Raw genomic sequence first — 22,998 nt, 5'->3', positions numbered from 1 at the left:
CTCAGAGGTTGATGCAGAACTCAACCTGTTGACGGGATTCGCTCCGAGACGCGGGCAGACCCCCTGATGTGGTGTAGGAGCGGCTGTTGGGAGACCGGTCAAGTCGATTTGCCCGATCCGCCCGGATACCCGCTCAGGCACTTGCTATGAAGCGGGAGCCAGTTCGGCCCCGGTGGCGACGACGTTGGGCAATGTGAACCCTTGGAGCGAGATGGCCGGGCGGCGACCGGCCACCAGATCGCCGACGACCCGCGCCGACCCCATCGCCAGGGTGAAGCCGAGGGCGCCGTGTCCGACGTTCAAAAGCAGGTTGGGCAATGGCGTCGGTCCGAGGATCGGCATGCTGGTCGGCGTCGCCGGGCGCAAGCCGCACCATGGCTCGACCTGTCGATAGTCGGAAACGTCGGGGAAAGCGGCCCTCGCCTCGCGGATCAGCAGTGCCAGCCGCTGTTCGTCCATGTCCCGTCCGTACCCGACGATGTCGGCCATACCCGCGACGCGCAGCCGATCGCCCAGCGGAGCGTAGACGATCTTGCGGGCATAATCCGTGACGCTGACGCGGGGGGACGCCGCCGGCGCGCGCACCGACACCGAGATGCTGTACCCCTTCAGCGGATAGATCGGCAGATCGACCCCGGCCGTGCCGGCCAGCGCCCGGCTTCCGGTTCCCAAGGCAAGGACATAGGCGTCGGCCTCGATGGCGCCCTGATCGGTTTCGAGCGCCAACACCCGCTCCCGGTCGCAGACGAACCGCTTGGCCGCGAGGCCATAGGCGAATTTGACGGCGTAGGGCTCCGCGCGGAGCAGCGTTTCCAGCCCGACGCAGAACCGATGGCAATCGGCGGCCTGCTCGCCGGGCGTAAAAATCCCGCCGGCCAGACGGTCGCGAATGCGGGACAGGGACGGCTCGATCGTCAGGCACTCCGCCGCATCCACGGCGTGCTGAACGCAGCCGAAGCGTTCCTGGTAGCGCATCTGCGCGACGGCGCCCCGGAAACTCTTCTCGCTGGAGTAAACCACCAGCTTGCCCGTGCGGGAATGCGAAAAGTCCAGTTCGGTTTCGGCGACGAACTCTTCCAGCAACGCGCGGCTGTACAAGGAGAGGCCCAGCAGGCACTCGGTGGCGCGGCGGCTCTGCCGGCCGGTGCACGCCGCCAGGAACTGCAGGCACCAGTGCCACTGATGCGGGTCGAGGCGCGGATGGAAACGCAGCGGCGAATTGCGGTCGAGCAGCCAGAGCGGCAAATCCCGCAACGCGCCCGGGCCGGCCAGCGGCGCGACGTAGCTGTAGCTGAGCTGACCGCCGTTGGCGAAGCTGGCACCACGCGCCGGCCCCTGCTCCCGGTCGACGACCGTGACGTCATGGCCGTCCCGGGCAAGGCAATAGGCGGTGGTCAGGCCGGCGACGCCGGCCCCGAGAACGATGATGTGCATGCGTGCGTCTTTCATTTGAAGCGCGGCCCCCGCTCACGCGGCGCGCAGCTGCGCCAGGAACCGGGCCACCGCTCCGTGCAGGTTTTCCGCTTCGATGACGAATTCGCTGGCGACCGCCTGCACCTTGCGGACCGTCGCCGACGAGGTCTCGGCCGCCACGCTGACGTCGGTGATGTGGTGCGACACCATCCGTGTGCCCGATGCCACCCCCTGGACGTTGCGGGCGATGTCGGCGGTGGCGGCGCCCTGCTGTTCGACCGAAGTGGCGATGGTGGCGGAGATCTCCTGCATGGCGGCGATCGTGTCGGCGATTTCGCGGATGGCGGTCACCGCACCGCCGGTGGCGCTTTGCATGGCGCCGACCTGCGCCTTGATCTCGTCGGTCGCCCTGCCCGTCTGCGAGGCCAGGCTCTTCACCTCCGAGGCGACGACCGCGAAGCCGCGGCCCATCTCGCCGGCCCGGGCCGCCTCGATGGTGGCGTTCAGAGCCAGCAGGTTGGTCCGGTGGGCGATCTCGCTGATCAGCGTGACGATGCGCCCGATGCGCTCCGCCGCCGTCTCCAGGCCGGCGACCATCGCGTTGGTGTGATGGGCCTTGGCGGTGGCCTCGCGGGCGACAGCGGCGGCGCGGCTGACTTGGCTGGACACGTCGGCGATCGATGCCGACAGCTCCTCGGCACCGCCGGCCACGGCATCCACGCGCACCGACGCCTCGTCGGCCAGACAGGCGACCTTGGCCGCCTCGCGGCTCGAACACTCGGCGGCCTCGAAGACGACGCCGAAGCGCTGCTGGAGTTGGCCGGCACGCTCGTTGAGCGCCGCCACCACGCTGTGCACGCTGCTTTCCAGGCGGTTCGAGATGCCGGCCATCAGGCGCTGCTGCTCGGCCGCCGCCCGATCGGCCTGTGCCGCCGCTTCGGACTCCAGCCGCCCACGCTCCAGCAGCGCGTCGCGGAACACCTGGACGGACCGCGCCATGGTGCCGATCTCGTCGGACCGCGAGGCGTGCGGCACCGCAACGGCCGTATCGCCGGCCGACAGCCGCTGCATGACCTGCGCGATGCGCAGCATCGGACGCGACACCAGCCGCGCCACGAACGCATAGAGGATGACCGCCCCGATCACCGACGCCGCGGCTCCGATGGCCATGATCAGGCGCTGCCCGGCGAATTGCTCCGACGCGGCCCGCGACTGCGCGGCAAGGGTCGCGCGTTCCGCTTCGATGGTTTCGCGGACCGAGCGGCGGATGCGTTCGATCGCGGCGCGCGACCCGTCGGTGGCGGTCATGATCCGGATGTCGCCCTGCACCGCGTCGCGCCACAGGTTGACCGCCTCGACGGTCGCCTCAAGCCGGGCGCGGTGAGGCAAGTCGGCCGGGCGGAGCGCCTGCGTCTCCTCGACGAGGGTGTCGAACCGCCGCTTGAGCGTATCCTTGAACGGCGCCAGAACCTCCGGATTGGTGGAGGCCAGATAGAGGCTGACGGCCATGTCCTGCTCGGAGACGTTCTGGAGGAGCTGCTGCAGCCGGCCGATCACCTCATAGCCCTGGACGGTGGCCTCCCCGCTGCGGCCGATCGCCTCCAGACCGCGCAGATTGACGCCGGCCACGGCGAGCGACACCGCCGTAAAGACACCGAAGAGGAGCAGCAGCTTGCCCGCGATGCCTCTGGCGCGCGTGCCCGGACCTGTGTTCATGAACGCCTCCTGCGCGGGTCAGGCCGCGCTGCTGTGGGGATTGCGGATGACCCGCCCGGGACGCGCACCGACGATGCGGCCGTCCCGCAGCACCGGCTGGCCGTTGACGAAGACGTGGACGATGCCGTCCGCCGGCTCGGTGGGGTTGCGGAAGTCCGCGCGATCGCACACCGTGGCCGGGTCGAAGACGCAGAGGTCGGCGTAGGCACCGGCGCGGACGGCTCCGCGGTCGGGAATGCCGAACTGCCGCGCCGGCAGTCCCGTCATCCGGTGAACCGCCTCCTCCAGGGTGAACAGGCCGGTTTCGCGGCAATAATGGCCGAGCACGCGCGGGAACGTGCCCCAAAGCCGCGGGTGCGGATGCTGGTCGTGCGGCAAGCCGTCGGACCCGATCATGCAGAGCCGGTGCTTCAGGATGCGGCGGACGTCCGCCTCGTCCATGTTGACGTAGATCGCCCCGGCCGGCGTCAGGCGCTCCGCCGCTTCCTCCGGCGTGCAGCCCCAGTCGGCGGCGATATCCTCGACCCGCCGGCCGGCTGCCTCGGGGAAGGGGGTGGACCAGGTCACCCAGGTCTCGCTGGACCGCTTCAGCTTTTCCGGCAGCAGAACGGTGGAACTTGCGGTGTAGGGGTAGGCGTCGAGGGCGACGTCCGACAGCTCCGCCGCCGCGTCGATGGCCGCCAGCGTCAGGACGCTGCGCCCCCAGACCGACACGCCCAGGCACTTGTGGTGGGAGATGACCAGCCGCACGCCGGCGGCCCGCGCGGTGGCGAAGGATTCCTCCAGGGAGGCCAGCACCCCCTCCCCTTCGTCGCGCATGTGGGTGGTGTAGACCGCACCGTAGCGGCCGGCGACCGAGGCGAGCGCCACCACCTCCTCCATCGGCGCGTTGCGGCTGAAGGGATAGGCGAGGCCGGTGGAGAAGCCGAAGGCTCCCGCCCGCATCGCCTCGTCCAGCATCGCCTGCATGGCGGCGACCTCGCCGTCCGACGCCGCCCGTGCCGGGTCGGCCCCGACCGACGCGCGCAGCCCCATATGCCCGACCAGCGGCACCACGTTCACCGCGGGCGATGCCACCTCCACCGCCGCCAGATAGGCGGGAAAGCTGCCGAAGAAGTCGTCCGTCGCCTTGCCCAGCACATTCAGCGGGGCCGGCACCGCACCGTCTGAGGCCGCGGCATCGAGGATCACCGGAGCGAGGCTGACGCCGCAATTGCCGGTGACCACGGTCGTCACGCCCTGCGTGACCTTCGGCTGAGCCTCCGGCTGCATGAGGATCAGCCGGTCGTCGTGGGTGTGGACATCGATGAATCCGGGCGCCACCACCAGCCCCGTTACGTCCAGCTCCAGCGTGCCGCTGGCCGGCGGCAACGGACCGACCGCGACGATGCGGTCCGCCGCGATGGCGACATCCGCCGCGAAGACCGGTCGCCCGCTGCCGTCGGCCACCATGCCGTTGCGCAGGACCACGTCGTAGTGCGGGCGCGGTTCCCCGCTTCCGTCCCCGCCGCAGGGCTGCGGCAGAGACGGGCTGACGAGCTTTTCCATGATGCGTCCCTTATGCCTTGACCCGGCGCGCTGCCCGCGCCCGCAGTCCCTCGATGGCGCCCATCAGCAGCACCGACATGACGATGATGAGCGTGGAAACCACCGCGATGGTCGGCGACAGGTCGAAGTCGATGTCCTCGAACATCTTGCGCGTCAGCGTCTTTTCGGTGCTGCTGGACAGGAAGTAGGAGATCACCGCCTCGTCGAGCGAGGTGATGAAGGCGAAGGCCGCGGCGGTCGCGAAGCTCGGTCCCAGCAGCGGCAGCGTGACGTGGCGGAAGGCGCGCAGCCGGCTCGCCCCCAGGCTGGCCGCCGCCATCTCCAGGCTGGGATCCATCTTCTGCAGGCCGGCCGAGACGGTGATGACCACGAAGGGCAGGCAGACCACCGTGTGGGCCAGCACGAAGCCGGTCAGCGATCCCAGAAGGTTCCACTTCATGTAGACCATGTACATGGCGACGGCGATCACGATGTGCGGCACGATCATCGGTGCCAGCACGACGGCGCGCACCGCACCCTTCAGCGGCACCCTGCCCCGCACCAGCGCCAGCGCGCCCATGGTGCCGAAGGTCATGGCCGCGACGGTGGTCAATCCGGCGACCTTCAGGCTGAACAGCGTGGCGCCGATCCATTCCGGGTCCTGGAAATACGCAACGTACCAGCGCAGCGACCAATGGGCCGGCGGGAAGGCCAGGTACTGGGTGTCGCTGAACGACGTCGGAATGACGACCAGGGTCGGCAGCAGCAGGAACAGGAAGATCAGGGCGCAGACGCCTTTGAGCAGCGCGTCGCCGAATTGTTTCGAGAGGGTGTGGCGCCGGGCGGCCGCGGTGGCCGCCGGCGCGGAATGCGCGTGCGAGGTCATGACGCGGCCTTCTTGTCGAGCCCGAGGAAGCGGTTGAACACCGTGACGAGCAGCAGGGTGATGCCGAGCAGAAGGGCTGCGAGCGCACCGGCGAAGGGCCAGTTGAGCAGCTCCGTGGTCTGCTGGCCGATGAGCGTGGCGACCATCAGCGTCTCCGGCCCGCCGACCAGGGCCGGCGTGACGTAGAAGCCGAGCGACAGGATGAAGACCATCAGCACGCCCGAGGCGACGCCCGGCAGGCTCAGCGGCAGCACCACCAGGAAGAAGACACGGAAAGCGTTGGCGCCGAGGCTCTGCGCCGCCAGCGGCAGGTCCCGCGGGATGGTGCGCAGCGCCGCCCAGATCGGCAGGATCATGTAGGGCAGCAGCACATGGGTCATGGCGATGGTGACCGACAGCTCGTTGTAGAGCAGCGGCAGCGGCGCGTCGGTCAGCCCCAGCCCCATCAGCACGGAGTTGAGCAGGCCGTTGCGTTGCAGGATGATGATCCAGGCGTAGCTGCGCACCAGCACGCTGGTCCACAGCGGCACCAGCACGCAGGCGGTCGCGACGGCGAGCCGCCATCCGCTCAGCCGGGTCATCAGGAAGGCGACCGGATAGGCCAGCACCAGCGTCAGGGCGGTGACCGTGATGCCCAGCAGAAGGGTCCGGCCGAGGATGCGCAGGTAGAGCGGGGATTCGGCGATGTGGACGAACTCGGCAAGGGTGAAGTCCGGGTTCCAGACGCTCACCGCAAGCAGGCGGCCGACCGGCAGGATGAACGCCACGCACAGGCCGATCACCAGCGGACCGACCAGCAGCAGGGAGAGCGGCGCCGGAAACCTCCGTCCGTCGGGTTTCCACAATGTGGCCGCGAGCCGTTTGAACGATGCTGTCATGGCGGCGCCCCTCAATAGACCAATGCGTTGGCGGGGTCCCAGGTCAGGGACACCGCCTCGCCGCGCGCGGGCTTCATCGCGTCGCTCTGCACCGGAACGCGCACGGTCATCTCGGGCAGGCCGTCCGCGCGCAGCAGGTAAATCAGCGTCGGGCCGGCGTAGATCACGTCCGCCACCGTGGCGGCGACCATGGCACCCGTTCCCCCAGGGGTTGCGGGTGCCAACTCGATGCGCTCCGGACGGACCGCCAGACGCACGCGAGCACCCACTGCCGCGCCGTGCCGGGCCGCCGCGGCCGGCGTGCCCCGCACGACTGCCCCGCCAGCGAGCCGCAGCTCCCACTCCTGGCCGGCGGCGGCCACAAGCTCGCCGTCCAGCAGGTTGGTCTCGCCGATGAAGCCGGCGACGAAGGGGTTTGCCGGCCGCTCGTACAGCTCCGCCGGGGTGCCGACCTGCTCCAACCGGCCGCGATTCATGACCGCGATGCGGTCGGCCATGGTCAGCGCCTCCTCCTGGTCGTGGGTGACGTAGATCACCGTGACGCCCAGCGATTCCTGGAGGTGCTTGATCTCGATCTGCATACGCTCGCGCAGCTTCTTGTCGAGCGCCCCCAGCGGCTCGTCCATCAGCAGCACCGGCGGCCGGTAGACGATGGCGCGGGCCAGCGCCACGCGCTGCTGCTGGCCGCCGGAAAGCTGCGCCGGCAACCGCTTCTCCATGCCCTCCAGACCGACGATCTGCAGCGCGTCCAACGCCTTGAGCCGGCGCTCCCCGGCGGGGACGCCGCGCATGCGCAGCGGGAACGCCACATTGTCGAGGATGGTCATGTGCGGGAACAGCGCGTATTTCTGGAACACCATGCCGACGTCGCGGCGGTGCGCCGGCATGCGTGACACGTCGACGCCGTCGATGCACACGGCGCCGCTGTCCGGCTGCTCGAAGCCGGCGATCATCATCAGCAGCGTCGTCTTGCCCGACCCGCTGGGGCCGAGCAGCGCCACGAACTCACCCCGGCCGACGGAGAGGCTGACACCGTCCACCGCCGTGAAACTTCCGTAGTGTTTGATGATGCTGTCCATCGACACCGTTCCGCCTCGGATGGGCTTCAGGCCGGAATAGCTCTCATGGATGGGGTGGGCTGTGGTCATGGAGATCTCCTCTCAGGAGACACCCGCCGCTGCATGGCGGCCGGGCGGGGTTCTTGGTGCGGCGGCGGAGAAAATCGCGGGACGCCGTGCGTCACACCGCGGCACGGCACAGCGTGGCGCGCCGCCCTGGAACCGGGCTGTCGATGGCGCGTTCCGCCTCGGCCGCGAAAGACAGCAGCATGGCGTCGTCATGGCGCCTCGCGGCGAATTGCAGGCCCACCGGCATGCCCCGGGCGGTGAAGCCGATCGGAATGGACAGCGCCGGGAGGTCGAGATAGTTGGCGAAGCGGGTGAAGACGGTCGGCACCTGGTCCTCGTTCACCGCGGACACTGGAATCGCGCCGTCGGGGCAGGTCGGAAGCGCGATGACGTCGAACCCGCGCATCGCGGCGTCGAACCGCCGCTGGTGCTGCCGCCGCTCCGCGATCATCGTCTCGTGCGGCGACTTGGCCCGGCCGTTCAGGATGCGGTTGCGGACGACCGGCCCGAACAGCTCCGGTGTCGCCTCGATCGCCGCCCCGTGGATGGCATAGGCTTCGTGGAGCGCAACATGGCCGGCCAGTGCCGAGTAGGTTTCCAAGCGCTCCGGGCCGCGGAAGCGTCCGACCCGATGCCCGGCCTGCGCCAGGCTGTCCAGAGCCGATCGGTAGAGCGCCTGGACCTCCGGCGTCACCGTGTCCAGCTCGGCGTCATCGAGATCGCCGATCCGCAGCGGGGCGACGGCTTCCTGCGAGGATCCGCCCGCAGGTCCGCCGCCTTGCAACAGCGCCGTGAAGACCGTCCGCACGTCTTCGACGGTCTGGCCGAGCAGCCCGACGACGTCGTGCGTCGGGCTGTAGGGCACCACCCCATCGAGCGGCACCAGCCCCGGAGATGGCTTGAAGCCGACGATGCCGCAGAAGCCGGCGGGAATGCGCACCGACCCTCCGGTGTCGGAGCCCAGGGCGATCGGCGTCAACCCGGCGGCGACGGCCACCGCGGACCCGCTGCTCGACCCGCCGGGAACGCAGTGCTCCCCGAGGTTCCAGGGGTTGCGGGGGGGTGGAGACGCGCTCTGGGTGCCCCAGCCGCCGCAGCCCAGTTCGACCGTCGCGGTCTTGCCGAGAACGATCATCCCGGCGTCCTGCAACCGCTTCACCGGCCAGGAGGATGCGGGCACCGGGGTCGGCGGTCGCGCGTTCGACCCGCCGCGCGTCGGCAGGCCGGCCACGTCGAACAGATCCTTGACCGCCAGCGGAATGCCGTCGAGCGGCCCGCGCGCCAACCCGCAGCGGCGGCGGGCATCGCTTTCGCGGGCCAGCGACAGGGCGTCGTCGGCCAGGGCGACGAAGGCGTTCAGCGTCGGATCGTCCCGATGAATGCGATCGAGACATTCGGAGACGATGGCTTCGGAGGACAGATGGCCCTCGGCCAGAGCCGTCGCCAGTTGGGTCAGGGCCAGGCCGGACCCATTCGGGTGGCAAGCGTCCATGGTCGCTGTGTCCAGGATTGATGCGCCGTTTCGATCGGCACCGTCGTTTCAGGCCCGCGTTTTCAGGCCCGCGTTTTCGGGCTTAAGCGGCGGTCGGGCGCGTCACTTGCTGAGCCAGCGGTTCCACCGTTCGATGACCGCGGCGCGGTTGGCGGCGATCCATGCCGGGTCGATCACGGCCATCTTCGCCATGTTTTCCGGCGCCGAGCCGCGCGCTGCGCGGTCCTCGGGACTGAGAAGCGCCAGCATGTTGCGGTTCGAGGTGTCGTATTTGAAGGCGTTCGCGAAGGTGAGGTGGGCTTCCGGACGGGTCAGGTAATAGTCGAGAAAGGCGTAGGCCTTGTCCTGGTTCGCTCCGCCCTTGAGCATCGCCCAGTAGCCGATGTTCGGCACGGCGTCGTTCCAGACGACGGAGATGGGCAGTCCCTGGTCCTTCAGGACGAAGCCGCTGCCCGACCACATCATGGCCATGACGACCTCGCCGGAGCGGAGCAGCTGCATGCTCTGGTCGCCGGTGCGCCACCAGACGGCGATCGACGGGCGCAGCTCGTCGAGTTTCTTGAACGCCCGGTCGAGGTCGAGCGGGAAGAGTTTGTCCCGCGGCACCCCGTCCGCCATGAGCGCGGCCATGAGCGGCCACCAGGGCGCACCGGCGTTGGGCATCGCGCGCGGCCCGGGGAAGCGCTTGACGTCCCAGAAATCGGCCCAGGTCTGCGGCCCGCCCTGAGGAAACTGCTTGGCGTCGTACACGATGCTGACGCCGCCCATGGTGCGTAGCAGGCCGCGCTCGGTGCAGGCTCCGTCGACCGCCTGGGAGAGGTTCGTGAGCCTGGAGCAGTCCAGCTTGGCCAGGCTGTCGGCCTGCGCCACCAGATCCTCCGGCCACGCCGTGACGATGTCCCAGCCGATGGCGTTCGCCTCGCGCATGGCCTTCACCTTGGTCCAGGTCTCGGCGTTGCTTGCGGCCACCGGACGGATGCGGACACCGGTCTTTTCAGTGAAGGGCTCATAGAAATTCTTGCGCAGAGCCTGCTCGAACGCGCCGCCCGTCGCGACGACGACCAGCTCCTTGTCTTGTGCACGCGATGGAGCCGCACTGCCCAGCGCGACCGCCAACGACGCGGACAGGAGGGTAAGGGTCCGCAGTGAGAGCAAGATGTCCTCCCTTATGAGTGGTCAACGCACAGTTCGCAGAACTGCGCATTTCGCAGATGAGCCTTTGTGAAATATACCTTACATCATTGCACGGAAGGTCGCAATGTGTATTTCATGGAGGACAGTTCGTGAAATTTGCACGACACGCGCAACTGGGAAGACCGAGTGATGAACCTGCTGGAACGGATCGGCCTGCGCCGCGACGACCTGACGGAAAGCGAGCAGGCGCTCGCCCGCTACGTCGCGATGAACTACGCCGGTCTGGCCTACGAGCCGGCCGCCCAGATTGCGCAGAAGTGCGATGTCAGCGCGGCGACCGCGACGCGGTTTTTCACGAAGCTGGGCTACGACAGCTTTGCCGACGTGCAGCGTGAAGTCCGCGAACAGATCGAACAGCGCCTGAGTTCTCCGCTCGGCCGCTTGGGGTCGAAGGGATCCAATGCGGAATCCATGACGGATCTGGTCGCCCGGACCCTGGAGCGCGATCTGCGCAACATTCAGGCGGCCGCCGCCGGGATGCAGCCGAGCCGAATCACCGGCATGGCCGAGATTCTCGTGCAGTCGAAGGGGACGCTCTACGTCTACGGGGAAAAGAAGGCTCATGCCGTCGCCTTCTACCTGTACGCCCAGCTCAATCTTTGTCTGGACCGGGTGGTGATGCTGACGTCCGAGCAATCGCTCCTTGCGGACCGCTTGCTGCAGGTCGGCCCCGACGACAGTCTGCTGGTCGTCGATCCCCGACGCTATGCCCGCTCATCGCTCCATGTGGCGCAAACCTTCGTCGAGCGCTCGGCCCAGGTGCTGCTGCTCGGCGACAGCGAAACGTCGCCCATGGCCGCGATCGCAAGCTTCGGCATCCACTGTCCGGTCGAAGGGGCCTCGCTGTTCGACTCCTATGCGGCTCTGATGTTCGCGGCCAACGCTCTCAGCAACGTCGTGGCTGCACTCCGCAAAGCTGAAATCGCCGACCGCCTGAGGGAAGCGGAGCGGCTCTGGGCCCGCTTCGAGACATTCGCAACCAAGAGCAAACAACCCGACGAGGAATGATTCCCGTATCTTTGAGTCGTTGCAGGGACAGCGGCGGTGACGTAGCGAAGGTGTTGGCAGGCCGGCCATAGGCGGTCGGCACGGCAAGGTGCCGGGCATTCGTCGCCGCCTCCGAGCGAGGACCGCCCAGCCCTCACCCGCGCCTTCACCACATGGCGCGAGGCCGCCGACGTTGCCCAGGCCGGCTGATTTGGGAGGCGAATGCAGGTCTGCTGCCCGCAACGCCACTCCCCGCCGGCAACTTGACGACACCGTCGATCCCCTGCCTGGCCGCCTCCGCGGACGGATTGGCGCGGGCCCGGTCGATCAGTTCCCGCATGTCGCGCTTAAGACCGGCAATCAGGCAAGGCGCCCTCCGGCGACGCAGGATTCGTGATACCCCGAATATCTCGGCGCTACCTCCACGAGGATGTGGTTTGTCCGGCACGCCCGCCACTACGCTGGAGACGCACCGATGCACGGTTCAGAACCCGCAATGAAACGGAGATGAGCCATGGGGCAGTTGCGAAGATCTTGAATTGCCGAGGCCCAATATCGGCGGCCGCCTGCGGGCGATGACGCCGCGAGGCGCCGTGTATTCACCGTTCCCCGGCAAGACGCATCGGCATTCCCTGGAGCCGCAGCCGGCGGGAGGACGGTGGCTTTTACGGCAGTCGCGACACCCGGATGCTCCGCCCGAGCGAGAGATCGAGCCGCCACCGCTTGCCCCCGATCCGCGCACGTTCCCTCGTCCATTCGGCTGATGGCGCCGTGCTCCGATCGATGCCCGAAGAACACAGGCCCAGAACTTGTGGGATGACCAAACCAGCGATACAACGGGAGGAACCATGAAGACCGGTCTGAACACCGCGATTTTCCTGGCGTTTGCATGTCTGGCGATGCCCGCCGGCGCCCAGGACTACCCGCAGCCGCCTGGCAACCTCGAGAAGCTGCAACAATTCAAGACCACCGGCGACGTGACCGAAATTCCGGTCATCCCGCAATCCGGCCCGAAAGCGGCGGCGATGAACAAGACCCTTTCGAGGATCAAGTTGCCGCAGGGCTTCAAGATCGCGCTTTATGCCATCGTCCCCGATGCCCGGCACATGGCCGTCGGGCCCCAGAGCGTGGCGGTCTTTGTTGGAACGCGCAAGACCAAGGTCTACGCGGTCACCGATCGGGACAAGGACCGCGTCGCCGACGAAGTGAAGGTCTTCGCGCCGACGATCGGTTTCTCGGTGCCGAACGGGCTCTGCTTTTCGAAGGACGGCTTCCTGTTCGTCGTGGAGCAGAACCGGGTGCTCACCTTCCCCGCCGCCGAGTTCTTCTACGAGGGCGCCGACGTCGCCGCCTTCCAGGTGGTCAAGGGGGGCGAACTTATCCCCAAGGAGGAGGAAAGCTACAACCACACCGCCCGCGTCTGTCGGGTGGGCCCGGACGACAAGCTCTACATCGCGCTCGGGCAGCCCTTCAACGTGCCCGCATCCGACAAGCTCGACCTCTACAGGAAGTGGGGGATCGGCGGCATCATCCGCATGGACCGCGACGGGAAAAACCGCGAGGTGTATGCCTCGGGAGTGCGCAATTCCGTCGGCATGGACTTCAACCCCAAGGACAAGGCGCTCTGGTTCACCGACAACCAAGTGGACGGCATGGGCGACGATGTTCCGCCGGGCGAGTTGAACCGGGCGGAAAAGCCGGGCCTCAACTTCGGCTTTCCCTATTTCGGGGGCGGCAAGATACGCACCGCCGAGTACAAGGATCAGCAGGCACCGAGCGACGCCGTATCGCCGCAGGTCGAATATGATGCGCATGCGGCCGATCTCGGCATGACCTTTTACAGCGGCACCCAGTTCCCGGCAAAGTACCGCGGCGGCATCTTCGCCGCCGAACACGGGTCGTGGAACCGCACCAAGCCCATCGGGGCGCGGATCATGTTCACCTCCCTCAAGCCGGACGGCACTGCGGACAAGACCGAGGTGTTCGCCGAGGGCTGGCTCACCCCGGACGGCGAATATCTGGGACGACCGGTCGATGTGGCGGTGCTGGCCGACGGCTCGCTGCTGGTGTCGGACGATTTTGCAGGAGCCATTTACCGGATCTCCTATGGGCAATGAGGGGGTGGTGCAGGCGGCAAGCCGATCGCCCCGGGATCGCCCCGGGGGCGGTCGGCCAGGAGGATGAGGATGCGATACCGGTGGAGTGTGCTGATCCTGTTGGGACTGGCCGGCTATGCGGCCGGAGCCCAAGCCGGAGATCCCAAGGCAGGGAGGCGAAAGGCCATCCAGTGCCAGACCTGCCACGGGCTGGACGGGCTCTCCAAGATTCCGGAAGCCCCCAACCTGGCCGGGCAACCGGAAACCTACCTCAGGAAAGCGCTCGCGGATTACAAGACCGGGGCCCGCAAGAACGAGATGATGTCCGTGGTCGCCCCGTCGCTGAGCGAGGCGGACATCGACGATCTCGCATCCTATTTCGGTTCCATACGGATTGAGGTGACGCCGCCGTAGCGCAGGCCGACCAAGGGCAGCATCTCCTCGACCATGCGCGGGCTCAACGGAAAGCGGAAGTACAGGGACACCACGTAGCTTTTCACCACACCAGGAAACCGGTAGTCGGCGCAGATCTGGTCGGGGGCGCGTCGTCATGCCGGCCCGGTAGCGTCACCTCCGCGGCCCAACCAGCTTGAACTTGACAGTTCCCCCAGCAGTGCTTCCGGCAGACGCGGCCGGCACCGGAACGGTGTGGGGACCGTGCTTGTTCTCTGTTCAAGTCAGCAGGAAAAGGAGAATGCGATGGGCTTGTTCGACTTCTTCCGCCGCGATGCCGGACCCAAACTCGGGGGCGGAGACCCGACACCGGACGCCTTGCGGCAGCATCTGAACAAATTGGGCTTCGATACCGACGGGCTCGACATCACTGTCAACGACGACACGGTAACGGTCCGAGGATCGGTCATCAGCCAGGAGCAGCGCGAGAAAATCGCGGTGGCTTTGGGGAACGTCCACGGCGTCGCAAAGGTCGAAGATCAATTGGGGGTGACCACGAGTGGCCGTAGCGACGAAGCCGCTGCGCCCGCTGGTGGTGGCAGCGGAGTTCCGGTCGAACCCTCCGGGCCAGCCGATCGTCCGAGCCAATTCTATACTGTCCAAAGCGGCGATACGCTTTCCAAAATTTCCAAGCAATTCTACCATGATGCAAACAGGTATTCCGCCATCTTCGAGGCCAATCGCCCGATGCTGAAAGACGCAGACGAAATCTACCCGGGACAGGTTCTGCGCATTCCGCCCGCAGCGTGATATCTTTTTTCAGGGCCGTTCCCGTTTCAGGACGGCCCTGATCTCTGTGCCCCACAGCGACTCGCCCAGCGGTCTGCTCCTGCGCCTTGATCCCTCATTCGAAGGCTTGCCTCCGCTACCCGCGAGTAAAGAACTGCGGTCGCGTGACAATGATTACGCGAGATCGGGACGCGCGTCCGCTCCAGCGGTCATGGACTGATCGCCGCGGAAAGGACCGGGTAGCGGGCGATGGTGGCGGAGATCGCCGTCGCCGCCGCGCGTAGGGCGAACAGCCGCTCATCGACCAGCGTCTGCGGCGTCAGCAGCCCGGTATAGCCTGAAGAATTCACCGCGGCGACGACCTCGTTGCCGGTTCCGTGGATCGGCACGGCCAGCGCCGTAATGCCGTAGTCGAGTTGGTCGACGGTCGCTGCGTAGCCGTCGGCGCGGGCCTGCAGGATTATGGCGCGCAGGGCGTCCTTGTCGGTGACGGTATGGCGGGTCAAGGCCTGGGGCGTCATCCTGTCCAGATAGGCGTCCAATGCCGCATCCGACAATCCGGCCAGCAGCACGCGGCCCAGCGAGGTGGCGTGGGCCGGATAGCGGGCGCCGATCACCGCAGTCGCGCGGCGGGCATGCTGGACCGAAACATGCGCAATGTAGATCACCTCCGTACCGTCCAGCGTCCCGACGGAAGACGCATCGCCGTAAGTGTCGACCATCCGCTTCAACTCGGGCTTCAACAGGTCTTCGATGCGGGCCGAGACGTAGTAGGCCGAACCCAGCGCCATCACCTTCGGCCGCAGGTGGAAGCGCTTGTTCTTCTGCCCGACATAACCCAACGCCATCAGCGTCAGCAGGGACCGCCGCGCCGACGACGGCGACGCGTCGATCCGCCGCGCCACCTCGCTCAGCGTCATCTCGCCATGGTCGGCGTCGAACGCCTCGATGACCGCCAAGCCCTTGGCAAGCCCTTCGACGAACTCCGCGGGCTTTTCCGAATCTTCCAAATCAATCCTCGCCTCTTGCGGATCCACGATCACCGCCAGCATTCCCCACGCCGACCAAGGCAACCGGATGCAAGAGCGGAAGCTAACGCCGCGGATCATTTTCGATCAAGAATTTTCGCATTCCGAAATGTCGTGCCGGATTCTTGGCCCGAGGCCGGACTGGACATGGCCGAGGGACCGCCGCATCGGCAGAACGATTCGTTCGCGCCACAATCATTTTTCTTGACTCCATCACCGATAAGCGAAAGAATTTTCGCTATGAGAAAAAACTTACCGGGAGCGACCCGTTGAGAATCGGCAAGCAGGACAACGCCTTCACCGCCATCGCGACCTCCGATGCGGACAGCATCACCGTCCGCGGCTACGACCTCTGCTCCGAGCTGATCGGCGTCGTCGATTTCGTGGACCATTTCTGGCTTCTGGTGACCGGCGGGCGGCCGAGCGCGGCTCAGCGGCTGGTGACCAACGCCTGCCTCGTCTCGCTCGCCGAGCATGGGCTGGTGCCCAGCGTGCAGGCCGCCCGCATGACGCTGGCTGCGGCGCCCGAGGCCTGGCAGGGCGCAATGGCCGCCGGCCTGCTCGGCATGGGCAGCGTGGTCGCCGGCAGTTCGGAGGTGGCAGGCCGCTATCTGGCGGAGCTGGTGCAGGAAACCGAGGCGTCCGGCGCGGAGCCGGCGGTGGTCTGCGCCCGCAGCCTCGAAGGGATGAAGGCGTCGCGGCGGAAGGTTCCCGGCCTGGGGCACCCGCAGCACAGCGGCGGCGACCCCCGCGCCCACCGGCTGATCGCGGTCGCCGAGGAAGCCGGCATCGCCGGCCGGCATGTCGCCGTCCTGAAGACCCTCGACGCGCTGGGCGCCGGCATCTTCGGGCGCCCGCTTCCGATGAACGTGTCGGGCGCGATCCCGGCGGTGATGCTGGACGCCGGCTGGCCGCTGGACGCGATGAAGGGCATTCCGCTGCTGGCACGGTGCGCCGGTCTGGTCGCCCACCTGTTCGAGGAAACGCGGCGTCCCATCGGCTTCATCATGTCCCATCAGGCCGACACGGCGATCGGTTACGACGGCCGTCCGTCGTCCGACGCCCCCGGCAAGGCGGAGTGACGGCCATGACCAAGCTGCTCGCCGGCATCCGCGTCGTGGAGATGGGGACCTACATCACCGGCCCTGCCGCCGGAATGCACCTCGCCGACCTCGGCGCCGACGTCATCAAGGTGGAACGGCCGGGCGAAGGCGATCCGTTCCGCGCCTTCAAGGGCGGCCTCTACTCCCCGCATTTCCAGACCTACAACCGCAACAAGCGCTCCATCGCGCTCGACCTGCAAAAGCCGGACGACCATGCCGTCTTCGACGGCCTGATCGCCGGGGCCGACGTCTTCATCCAGAATTTCCGCCCCGGCATCGCCGAGCGCATGGGGTTCGGACCCGGGCAGCTCCACGCCGCCAACCCGCGGCTGGTCTATTGCGCCATCTCCGGCTTCGGCCGCACCGGCCCCTACCGCGACCGCCCGGCCTTCGACACGGTGGCCCAGGCCGCCGCCGGCTACCTGCGCCTGCTGACGCCGCCGGACCGGCCGCGCGTCATCGGGCCGGCCATCGCCGACGCGGTGACCGGCCAGTATGCCGCCCTCGGCATCATGGCGGCGCTGCTGCACCGCGCCGCGAGCGGGCAAGGCCGGGTGATCGACATCTCGATGCTGGAGGCGATGGCCCACTTCAACCTGGACAGCTTCACCCACTACTTCAGCGCAGGCGAGGTGATGGGGCCGCTCAGCCGTCCCAAGGTGTCGCAGTCCTACACCTTCGCCTGTGCCGACGACCGCTGGCTGGCCATCCACCTCTCCTCTCCCGTCAAGTTCTGGGAGGGACTGACCGACGCCGTGGGGCGGCCGGACTTGCGCGAGGATCCGCGCTTCGCCGAACGTCCTGCCCGCATCGCGAACCAGGACGCGCTGATCGACATCCTGGCGCCGCTGTTCGCTGCCCGGCCACGCGGCGACTGGTGCGCGATGCTGGAAAAGCACGGCGTTCCCCATTCCGCCGCCTATGACAGCGACGAGGCGCTGGACGACCCCCAGGCGGTCCACCTGCGGCTGGCCGTGGAAGCCGAACATCCGGTGATGGGCAGATTCCGCACGGTGCGCCCGCCCTACATGGTCGACGGCGAACCGGATCTCCGGATCCTGCCGCCGCCCACGCTCGACGAGCATGGTCCGGCCATCCGCGCGCAACTGGCGTCCGGCAGCGGCCAAAGCCGCTGGCCGGCGGCCTGAACGACAAGAACGGGAGGAAAGCGAGATGATGAAGGGTTTCAAGGCGTTCCGGAACACCGGCCTCGCCCTGCTGGCGGCGGTGGCGACGACGGCGCTGACGGCCGGCACCGGCCACGCGGCGGACACGATCCGCATCGGCCTGTCCACCAAGGCCTGGTTCCCCTCCTTCGTGGCGGAACTCACCCAGCAGCAGGGCTTCTTCACGAAGCATGACGTCAAGGCCGAACTGACCGTCTACCAGAGCGGCTCCGAAGCCCTGACCGCCATCGCCGCGGGGGCCGCCGACCTGATGTCGAGCAACCCGAGCATCGTCGGCGAGGGGCGCGAGGCCGGCGTGAACGTCAAGATGGTCGCCATGCTGGCGACCCGGAACTTCGGCTGGCAGATCATGGTGCCGCCCAAGAGCGGCATCAAGACCGTCGCCGAGCTGGCCAAGCGCAAGGTCGGCATCACCTCGGCGGGATCCAACACCGACCTGCTGGCCAGCTGGGTGAAGAAGAAATACGCCATCGACTTCATCGCCATCCCGGTCGGCGGCGCCGGCCTCGTCCCCAACCTGATCAGCGGCAACCTGGACGCCGTCGTCATCTACCCGCCGCTCAGCTATCAGGTCGCGCTCGACGGCAACGGCCGGGTGCTGACCGATTTCAGCGACGAGATGCCGCCCCATCTCGAGGCCGGCTGGGCGGCCGACGACGACTATGCCGCCAAGCACAAGGATGCGCTGAAGCGGGCGCTGACCGCGCTGTTCGAAGGCGTCGCCTACATCAAGGCCAATCCCGACGCGGTCATCCCCCAGCTCGCCAAATACGACGGCGTCTCGGTCGAAGTCGCCAAGCAGGAATACGCCAGCACCTTCGGCCATCTGTCCGACGACGGCGCGATGACCAGGGAACTGGTCCAGGAGACGCTGAACCTCTACGCCAACGGCAAGAAGGAGCTGGATGCGGCGGCGCTGTTCGACGGCTCCTTCACGCCCGTCGCGATCACGCGCTGAGCCCGGCGATGGCGACGCGCGATGCGGTCCTGGGCTACGGGGCGGCGGGAGCCGTCTTCCTGGCCCTGTGGGAGGCGGCGCCCCGGCTGGGCTGGGTGGATGAGCGGCTGCTGCCGCCCTTCTCCGACGTCGCTGCGGCGCTGGGCGCCATGGCGGCGACGGCGACCTTCTGGCAGCAGGTCCAGCTGACGTTGCTGGAGACCTTGACGGCCTTCGCCATCGCGCTGCCGCTCGGTGCGCTGCTGGGGGTGCTGGTGCAGGAGAGCCGGCTCGCCTCGCTGATCTTCAAGCCGCTGATCTTCTTCGTCTTCAGCATTCCGAAGTCGATCTTCCTGCCGATCTTCATCCTGATCCTGGGCATCGCCTTCTGGCAGAAGGTCGCCTTCGGCGTCTTCTCCACCGTCTTCATCGTGATGATGACGACCTTCTCGGCGGTGGAGTCGGTGCGCGAGGACCAGCTGCGCGTCGCCCGCTCGCTGGATGCGTCGACGATGCAGAAGATCCTCTTCGTCTACCTGCCGAGCATGACGCCGGTCCTGCTGGAGGCGGTGCGGGTGGCGATGATCTTCAACTTCACCGGCATCCTGCTGGCCGAGATGTATGCCTCCCGCGAGGGGATCGGCAACGCCATCGGCGTCTGGGGCCTGGGGTTCCAGATCAAGGAGCTGCTGGCGATGGTGCTCTTCGTCTCGGTCCTGGCCATCGGCTTCAACGAGGCGATCCGCTACGTGGAAGCCAAGTGCGAACACTGGAGGAACTGACTGTGATGCCCCGCATGACCGAAGCCGCGGCGTCCATCCGGAAGCGGCACGGCTCCCCCATGTCGCTGGTCGGGCCGGATCATCCGGCGGCCGATGCCGGCAAGACGCTGGAAGTCCGCGACCTCGACCACACCTACAGCGTCAACGGCAAGACGACGCAGGCGCTGAAGGACATCGCCTTCGACGTCTCCGCCGGCCGATTCCTCTCCATCGTCGGGCCGAGCGGCTGCGGCAAGTCCTCGCTGCTGATGATGCTGGCCGGCCTGTTGACGCCGAGCGAAGGCGTGATCGCCGTCGGCGGCCGCCCCCTGACCAAGCCGGACCCCACCCGCGTCGGCGTCGTCTTCCAGGACGCCAGCCTGTTCCCCTGGCTGACCGCCCGCCGCAACGTCGAATTCCCGCTGTTCCTGCGCGGCGTCGACAAGGCCTTGCGGCGCGAGAAGGCGGAGGAGGCGCTGGCCCTGGTCGGGCTCGAGCGCTTCGCCGACAGCCTGCCCCACGAGCTGTCCGGCGGCATGAAGCAGCGCGTCTCGATCGCGCGCGGCCTCGTCCAGGATCCGCCGATCCTGCTGATGGACGAGCCCTTCGCCGCGCTGGACGAGCAGACCCGCATCACCATGGGCGACGAGCTTCTGCGCATCTGGGAGAAGGCGCGCAAGACCATCGTCTTCGTCACCCATGGGCTGAGCGAGGCGATCTACCTCTCCGACGAGGTGCTGGTTCTGTCGGGGCGTCCCGGCCGCATCCTCGACCGCGTCGTCATCGACCTGCCGCGTCCGCGGTCGCTCGACATGATGGCGCAACCCCGGTTCGCAGAGCTGCGCGAGGCGATATGGCATATGATCAAAGCGTGACGCAGGTCCCGCGCGGCCGCGACGCGTCCGCCGGGATGAGCCTGGAGACCAAGGCCCGGATCTGCCGCTACGCCATCATCGCCGCGGTCATCGCCGCCTGGGAGATCGTGCCGCGGCTCGGGCTGGTGCCGCGCCTGTTCCTGCCGTCGCTCAGCAGCACGCTGGCGGTGCTGGCGGCGCAGTCCGGCGACTTCGCGATCCAGATGCTGGTGACGCTGCAGGAGGTCGCCATGGCGCTGGTCTTCGCCTGCGGCTTCGGCATCCTCTTCGGCCTGTGGGTCGGCAGCACCCTGACGGTGCGCAAGGCGCTGCTGCCGGTGGTGTCGGCGCTGTTCGCAGTGCCGCTGGTGGTGCTCTATCCCCTGTTCACGGCGTGGTTCGGCATCGGCTCGGCCTCCAAGGTGGTGTTCGCCAGCGTCTACGGGCTGCTGCCGACGGTGCTGGGGACGGCGGCCGGCGCGCAGACGATCGACCGCCAGCTCACCCAGGCCGCCCGCAGCATGGGCGCGACGCGCCTCCAGCAGATCCTGTGGGTCACCCTGCCGGCCTCCGTCCCCACCGTGCTGGCGTCGTTCCGGCTCGGCGGGGCGCTGGTGATCGTCGGGGTGGTGGTCGCCGAGATGATGATGTCCAGCGCCGGCATCGGCTTCCTGCTGTCGAAGTACCGGACGCAGCTGAACAGCCCCGGCGTCTTCGCCGCCATCATCCTGATCCTGGCGCTGGCGATCGGGTTCGACCTCGCGGTGCAGGCGATCGAGAGGCGATGGACGGCCGGAGGCGGCCGGAACAAGGCGGCCCGCCGCCCGGCGGACATGTCGTGAGGGACCGGAGGTCGGTGCGATGAAGAAAGTCACCTTGAGCTTCGACAACGGCCCGGATCCGGACACCACGCCGCAAGTGCTGGATGTGCTGGCCCGTCACGGCCTGCGCACCACCTTCTTCGTGGTCGGCGAGCGGCTGCGCGACCCCGGTCGCCGCGCGCTGTGCGCGCGGGCGCGGGCGGAGGGGCACCGCATCGGCAACCACACCTACGGCCACATCATGCCGCTGGGCATGAGCGCCAACCCGGACCTGCCGGCCTGGGAGATCGGCAAGGCGCAGGACCTGATCGGCACGCTGTCCGAGCCGGCGCCGCTGTTCCGCCCGTCCGGCGCGCTGGGCGCGCTGAACGACACGCTGTTCAGCCGCCGGGCGCTCGACTATCTGGTGGCCGGCGGCTACACCTGCGTGCTGTGGAACGCGGTTCCGCGGGACTGGGACGATCCCCGCGGTTGGGTCGGCCGTGCGCTGGACCTGTGCGAGCGGCAAAGCTGGCCGCTGGTCGTGCTGCACGACATCGACACCGGGGCGATGGACTCTCTCGACCGCTTCCTGGACGAGCTGGCGCAGCGGGACATGACCGTGGTCCAGGAGTTTCCGCCCGACTGCGTCCCCATCGTCGGCGGCCGGATCGTCGGGCCGGTCGAGCGCTATGTCGCCGCCTGACGCGGGGGCGGATCTCCCCGCCGCCGGCCGCACCGTCACCCTGACGACCCCGGACGGGGTCGATCTGGCGGTGCAGGACTGGCGACGGCCGTCGAGCGGACGGGACGTCGTGCTGCTCCACGGCTTCTCGCAGTCGCACCAGTGCTGGCGACGGCAGACCGCCGGGATGCCGGCGGAGCGGCTGCGGCTGGTGACCTACGACAACCGCGGCCACGGCCGGTCCGCCAAGCCGGCGGAGACCGCCGCCTACCGCGATCCGTGGCGGTGGGCCGACGAGCTGCGGACGGTGATCGTCGGCATGGACCTCCGCCGCCCCATCCTGGTCGCCTGGTCCTACGCCGGGCGGATCGTGCTGGACTATCTGACGCGCCATGGCGACGGGGCGATCGGCGGCCTCGTCATGGTCGGCGCCACCAGCACGCTCGCGCCCGCCTGCGTCGGACCGGCCGCCGCCCTGATGACGGCGATGGGGCACGAGGATCAGGCGACGGCGGACGCCGCCGCCGCGGACTTCATCGACCGCTGCACCCGCTTGCCCCTGGCTGACGAGGATGCGACGGCGATGCGGGCCTATACCGCCCTGACGCCCCCGGCGGTGCGGCGCGCCCTGGCTGGCCGGCCGGCGGACTACGACGCGACCCTGCGTGCGCTCGGCGTTCCGGTGCTCGCGATCCATGGCGAGGACGATGCGGTGATCCGCCCGGCGATGGCGGAGCATACCGTGCGGCAGGCCGGGCGGGCCGAGCTGCGCCTCTACCCGGGCGTCGGCCACATGCCGTTCTGGGAAGCGCCCGACCGCTTCAACGCCGACCTGACCGCCTTCGCCGACACCTGCCCGTAAGGATATGCGCGTGTCCGTTTGCCGGGGGGAGCCGGCACGGGCGGTAGAGGCGATCATCATCCGGTCCGATGGACCGCCCTCCGCAGCCGAGGCGCGGCAGGGACATCCTGCCGACCGGGCGCTTGATCCGGTCGAGCAGCATGCCGGCCACCGCAGCGGCCACCTCTTCGTCATGCCATTTCCGAAAAAGTCCGGCCTGTGGTCGGCACTTTCCGTCCCCTCGGCCGCCCGGCGCGGCCGATGCCGGGGTCGACGCCGAGGCGGGAGCCTGGTCTCCGCTCGC

The 22,998-nt window shown here is 68.2% G+C and carries 21 protein-coding genes; 12 read left to right on the top strand and 9 right to left on the bottom strand.

Features of this window, described 5'->3' with window-relative positions; translation table 11 throughout:
- Positions 1 to 144 precede the first annotated feature (144 nt).
- From JHL17_RS33000 to JHL17_RS32965, 8 genes are all read right to left on the bottom strand, one after another.
- Positions 145 to 1,434 carry a D-amino acid dehydrogenase gene (locus tag JHL17_RS33000; protein WP_200198889.1) on the bottom strand — a complete coding sequence of 430 codons (1,290 nt, stop codon included), beginning with the start codon at positions 1,432 to 1,434 and terminating at the stop codon, positions 145 to 147.
- Positions 1,435 to 1,467: 33 nt separating this feature from the next.
- Positions 1,468 to 3,129: a methyl-accepting chemotaxis protein gene (locus JHL17_RS32995; RefSeq protein WP_200198888.1), complete on the bottom strand. Its 1,662-nt coding sequence runs from the start codon at positions 3,127 to 3,129 to the stop codon at positions 1,468 to 1,470.
- Positions 3,130 to 3,147: 18 nt separating this feature from the next.
- Entirely contained in the window at positions 3,148 to 4,677 is a 1,530-nt protein-coding gene (locus tag JHL17_RS32990) for an N-acyl-D-amino-acid deacylase family protein (protein ID WP_200198887.1), read from the bottom strand.
- Positions 4,678 to 4,687: 10 nt separating this feature from the next.
- Positions 4,688 to 5,542 carry an ABC transporter permease gene (locus JHL17_RS32985; protein WP_200198886.1) on the bottom strand — a complete coding sequence of 285 codons (855 nt, stop codon included), beginning with the start codon at positions 5,540 to 5,542 and terminating at the stop codon, positions 4,688 to 4,690.
- The gene (locus JHL17_RS32980; protein WP_200198885.1) at positions 5,539 to 6,420 is read right to left on the bottom strand and encodes an ABC transporter permease; all 882 of its coding nucleotides are present in this window, start codon (positions 6,418 to 6,420) and stop codon (positions 5,539 to 5,541) included. Before JHL17_RS32980 ends, JHL17_RS32985 begins: the two co-directional genes overlap by 4 nt.
- An 11-nt stretch (positions 6,421 to 6,431) precedes the next feature.
- Entirely contained in the window at positions 6,432 to 7,568 is a 1,137-nt protein-coding gene (locus JHL17_RS32975) for an ABC transporter ATP-binding protein (RefSeq protein WP_200198884.1), read from the bottom strand.
- 91 nt (positions 7,569 to 7,659) lie between these two features.
- Entirely contained in the window at positions 7,660 to 9,039 is a 1,380-nt protein-coding gene (locus JHL17_RS32970) for an amidase (protein ID WP_200198883.1), read from the bottom strand.
- Positions 9,040 to 9,141: 102 nt separating this feature from the next.
- Complete coding sequence (locus JHL17_RS32965) at positions 9,142 to 10,194, bottom strand: ABC transporter substrate-binding protein (protein WP_200198882.1); 1,053 nt, start codon at positions 10,192 to 10,194, stop codon at positions 9,142 to 9,144.
- Positions 10,195 to 10,362: 168 nt separating this feature from the next.
- On the opposite strand from JHL17_RS32965, the gene JHL17_RS32960 reads away from it, so the two are divergent.
- The 4 genes from JHL17_RS32960 (at position 10,363) to JHL17_RS32945 (ending at position 14,519) form a co-directional block, all read left to right on the top strand.
- Positions 10,363 to 11,241, top strand: a complete 879-nt coding sequence (locus tag JHL17_RS32960; RefSeq protein ID WP_200198881.1) for a MurR/RpiR family transcriptional regulator — start codon at positions 10,363 to 10,365, stop codon at positions 11,239 to 11,241.
- Positions 11,242 to 12,068: 827 nt separating this feature from the next.
- A complete protein-coding gene (locus JHL17_RS32955; RefSeq protein WP_200198880.1) occupies positions 12,069 to 13,337 on the top strand; it encodes a PQQ-dependent sugar dehydrogenase in 1,269 nt (422 codons plus the stop codon).
- Positions 13,338 to 13,400: 63 nt separating this feature from the next.
- On the top strand, positions 13,401 to 13,730 hold the full coding sequence (locus JHL17_RS32950; RefSeq protein ID WP_425599668.1) for a c-type cytochrome: 330 nt from the start codon (positions 13,401 to 13,403) through the stop codon (positions 13,728 to 13,730).
- Between the two features lie 285 nt (positions 13,731 to 14,015).
- Entirely contained in the window at positions 14,016 to 14,519 is a 504-nt protein-coding gene (locus JHL17_RS32945) for a LysM and BON domain-containing protein (RefSeq protein WP_200198878.1), read from the top strand.
- Positions 14,520 to 14,707: 188 nt separating this feature from the next.
- Here JHL17_RS32945 and JHL17_RS32940 read toward each other — a convergent pair whose 3' ends face one another.
- Positions 14,708 to 15,508 (bottom strand): IclR family transcriptional regulator domain-containing protein, encoded by an 801-nt coding sequence (locus JHL17_RS32940; protein ID WP_200198877.1) that lies wholly within the window; start codon positions 15,506 to 15,508, stop codon positions 14,708 to 14,710.
- A gap of 287 nt (positions 15,509 to 15,795) precedes the next feature.
- Here JHL17_RS32940 and JHL17_RS32935 point away from each other — a divergent pair, with 287 nt between their 5' ends.
- From JHL17_RS32935 to JHL17_RS32900, 8 genes are read left to right on the top strand one after another with little or no spacing between them, the layout of a single operon-like run.
- On the top strand, positions 15,796 to 16,608 hold the full coding sequence (locus JHL17_RS32935; protein ID WP_211113665.1) for a citryl-CoA lyase: 813 nt from the start codon (positions 15,796 to 15,798) through the stop codon (positions 16,606 to 16,608).
- A gap of 5 nt (positions 16,609 to 16,613) precedes the next feature.
- Positions 16,614 to 17,777, top strand: coding sequence for a CaiB/BaiF CoA transferase family protein (locus tag JHL17_RS32930; RefSeq protein ID WP_200198876.1), 1,164 nt, complete (start codon positions 16,614 to 16,616; stop codon positions 17,775 to 17,777).
- 25 nt (positions 17,778 to 17,802) lie between these two features.
- Complete coding sequence (locus JHL17_RS32925) at positions 17,803 to 18,774, top strand: ABC transporter substrate-binding protein (RefSeq protein ID WP_200198875.1); 972 nt, start codon at positions 17,803 to 17,805, stop codon at positions 18,772 to 18,774.
- Between the two features lie 8 nt (positions 18,775 to 18,782).
- Positions 18,783 to 19,535: an ABC transporter permease gene (locus tag JHL17_RS32920; protein ID WP_200198874.1), complete on the top strand. Its 753-nt coding sequence runs from the start codon at positions 18,783 to 18,785 to the stop codon at positions 19,533 to 19,535.
- Positions 19,536 to 19,540: 5 nt separating this feature from the next.
- Complete coding sequence (locus JHL17_RS32915; protein WP_247893989.1) at positions 19,541 to 20,389, top strand: ABC transporter ATP-binding protein; 849 nt, start codon at positions 19,541 to 19,543, stop codon at positions 20,387 to 20,389.
- Complete coding sequence (locus tag JHL17_RS32910; protein ID WP_200198873.1) at positions 20,386 to 21,210, top strand: ABC transporter permease subunit; 825 nt, start codon at positions 20,386 to 20,388, stop codon at positions 21,208 to 21,210. Before JHL17_RS32915 ends, JHL17_RS32910 begins: the two co-directional genes overlap by 4 nt.
- Positions 21,211 to 21,229: 19 nt before the next feature.
- Positions 21,230 to 21,874 (top strand): polysaccharide deacetylase family protein, encoded by a 645-nt coding sequence (locus JHL17_RS32905; RefSeq protein ID WP_200198872.1) that lies wholly within the window; start codon positions 21,230 to 21,232, stop codon positions 21,872 to 21,874.
- Positions 21,861 to 22,715, top strand: coding sequence for an alpha/beta fold hydrolase (locus JHL17_RS32900; RefSeq protein WP_200198871.1), 855 nt, complete (start codon positions 21,861 to 21,863; stop codon positions 22,713 to 22,715). Before JHL17_RS32905 ends, JHL17_RS32900 begins: the two co-directional genes overlap by 14 nt.
- Positions 22,716 to 22,998: the final 283 nt, after the last annotated feature.

The sequence above is a fragment of the Azospirillum endophyticum genome (assembly GCF_016595245.1).
GTDB classification, from domain to species: Bacteria; Pseudomonadota; Alphaproteobacteria; order Azospirillales; family Azospirillaceae; genus Azospirillum; species Azospirillum endophyticum.
This window is presented reverse-complemented; position numbering and strand designations above follow the sequence as displayed.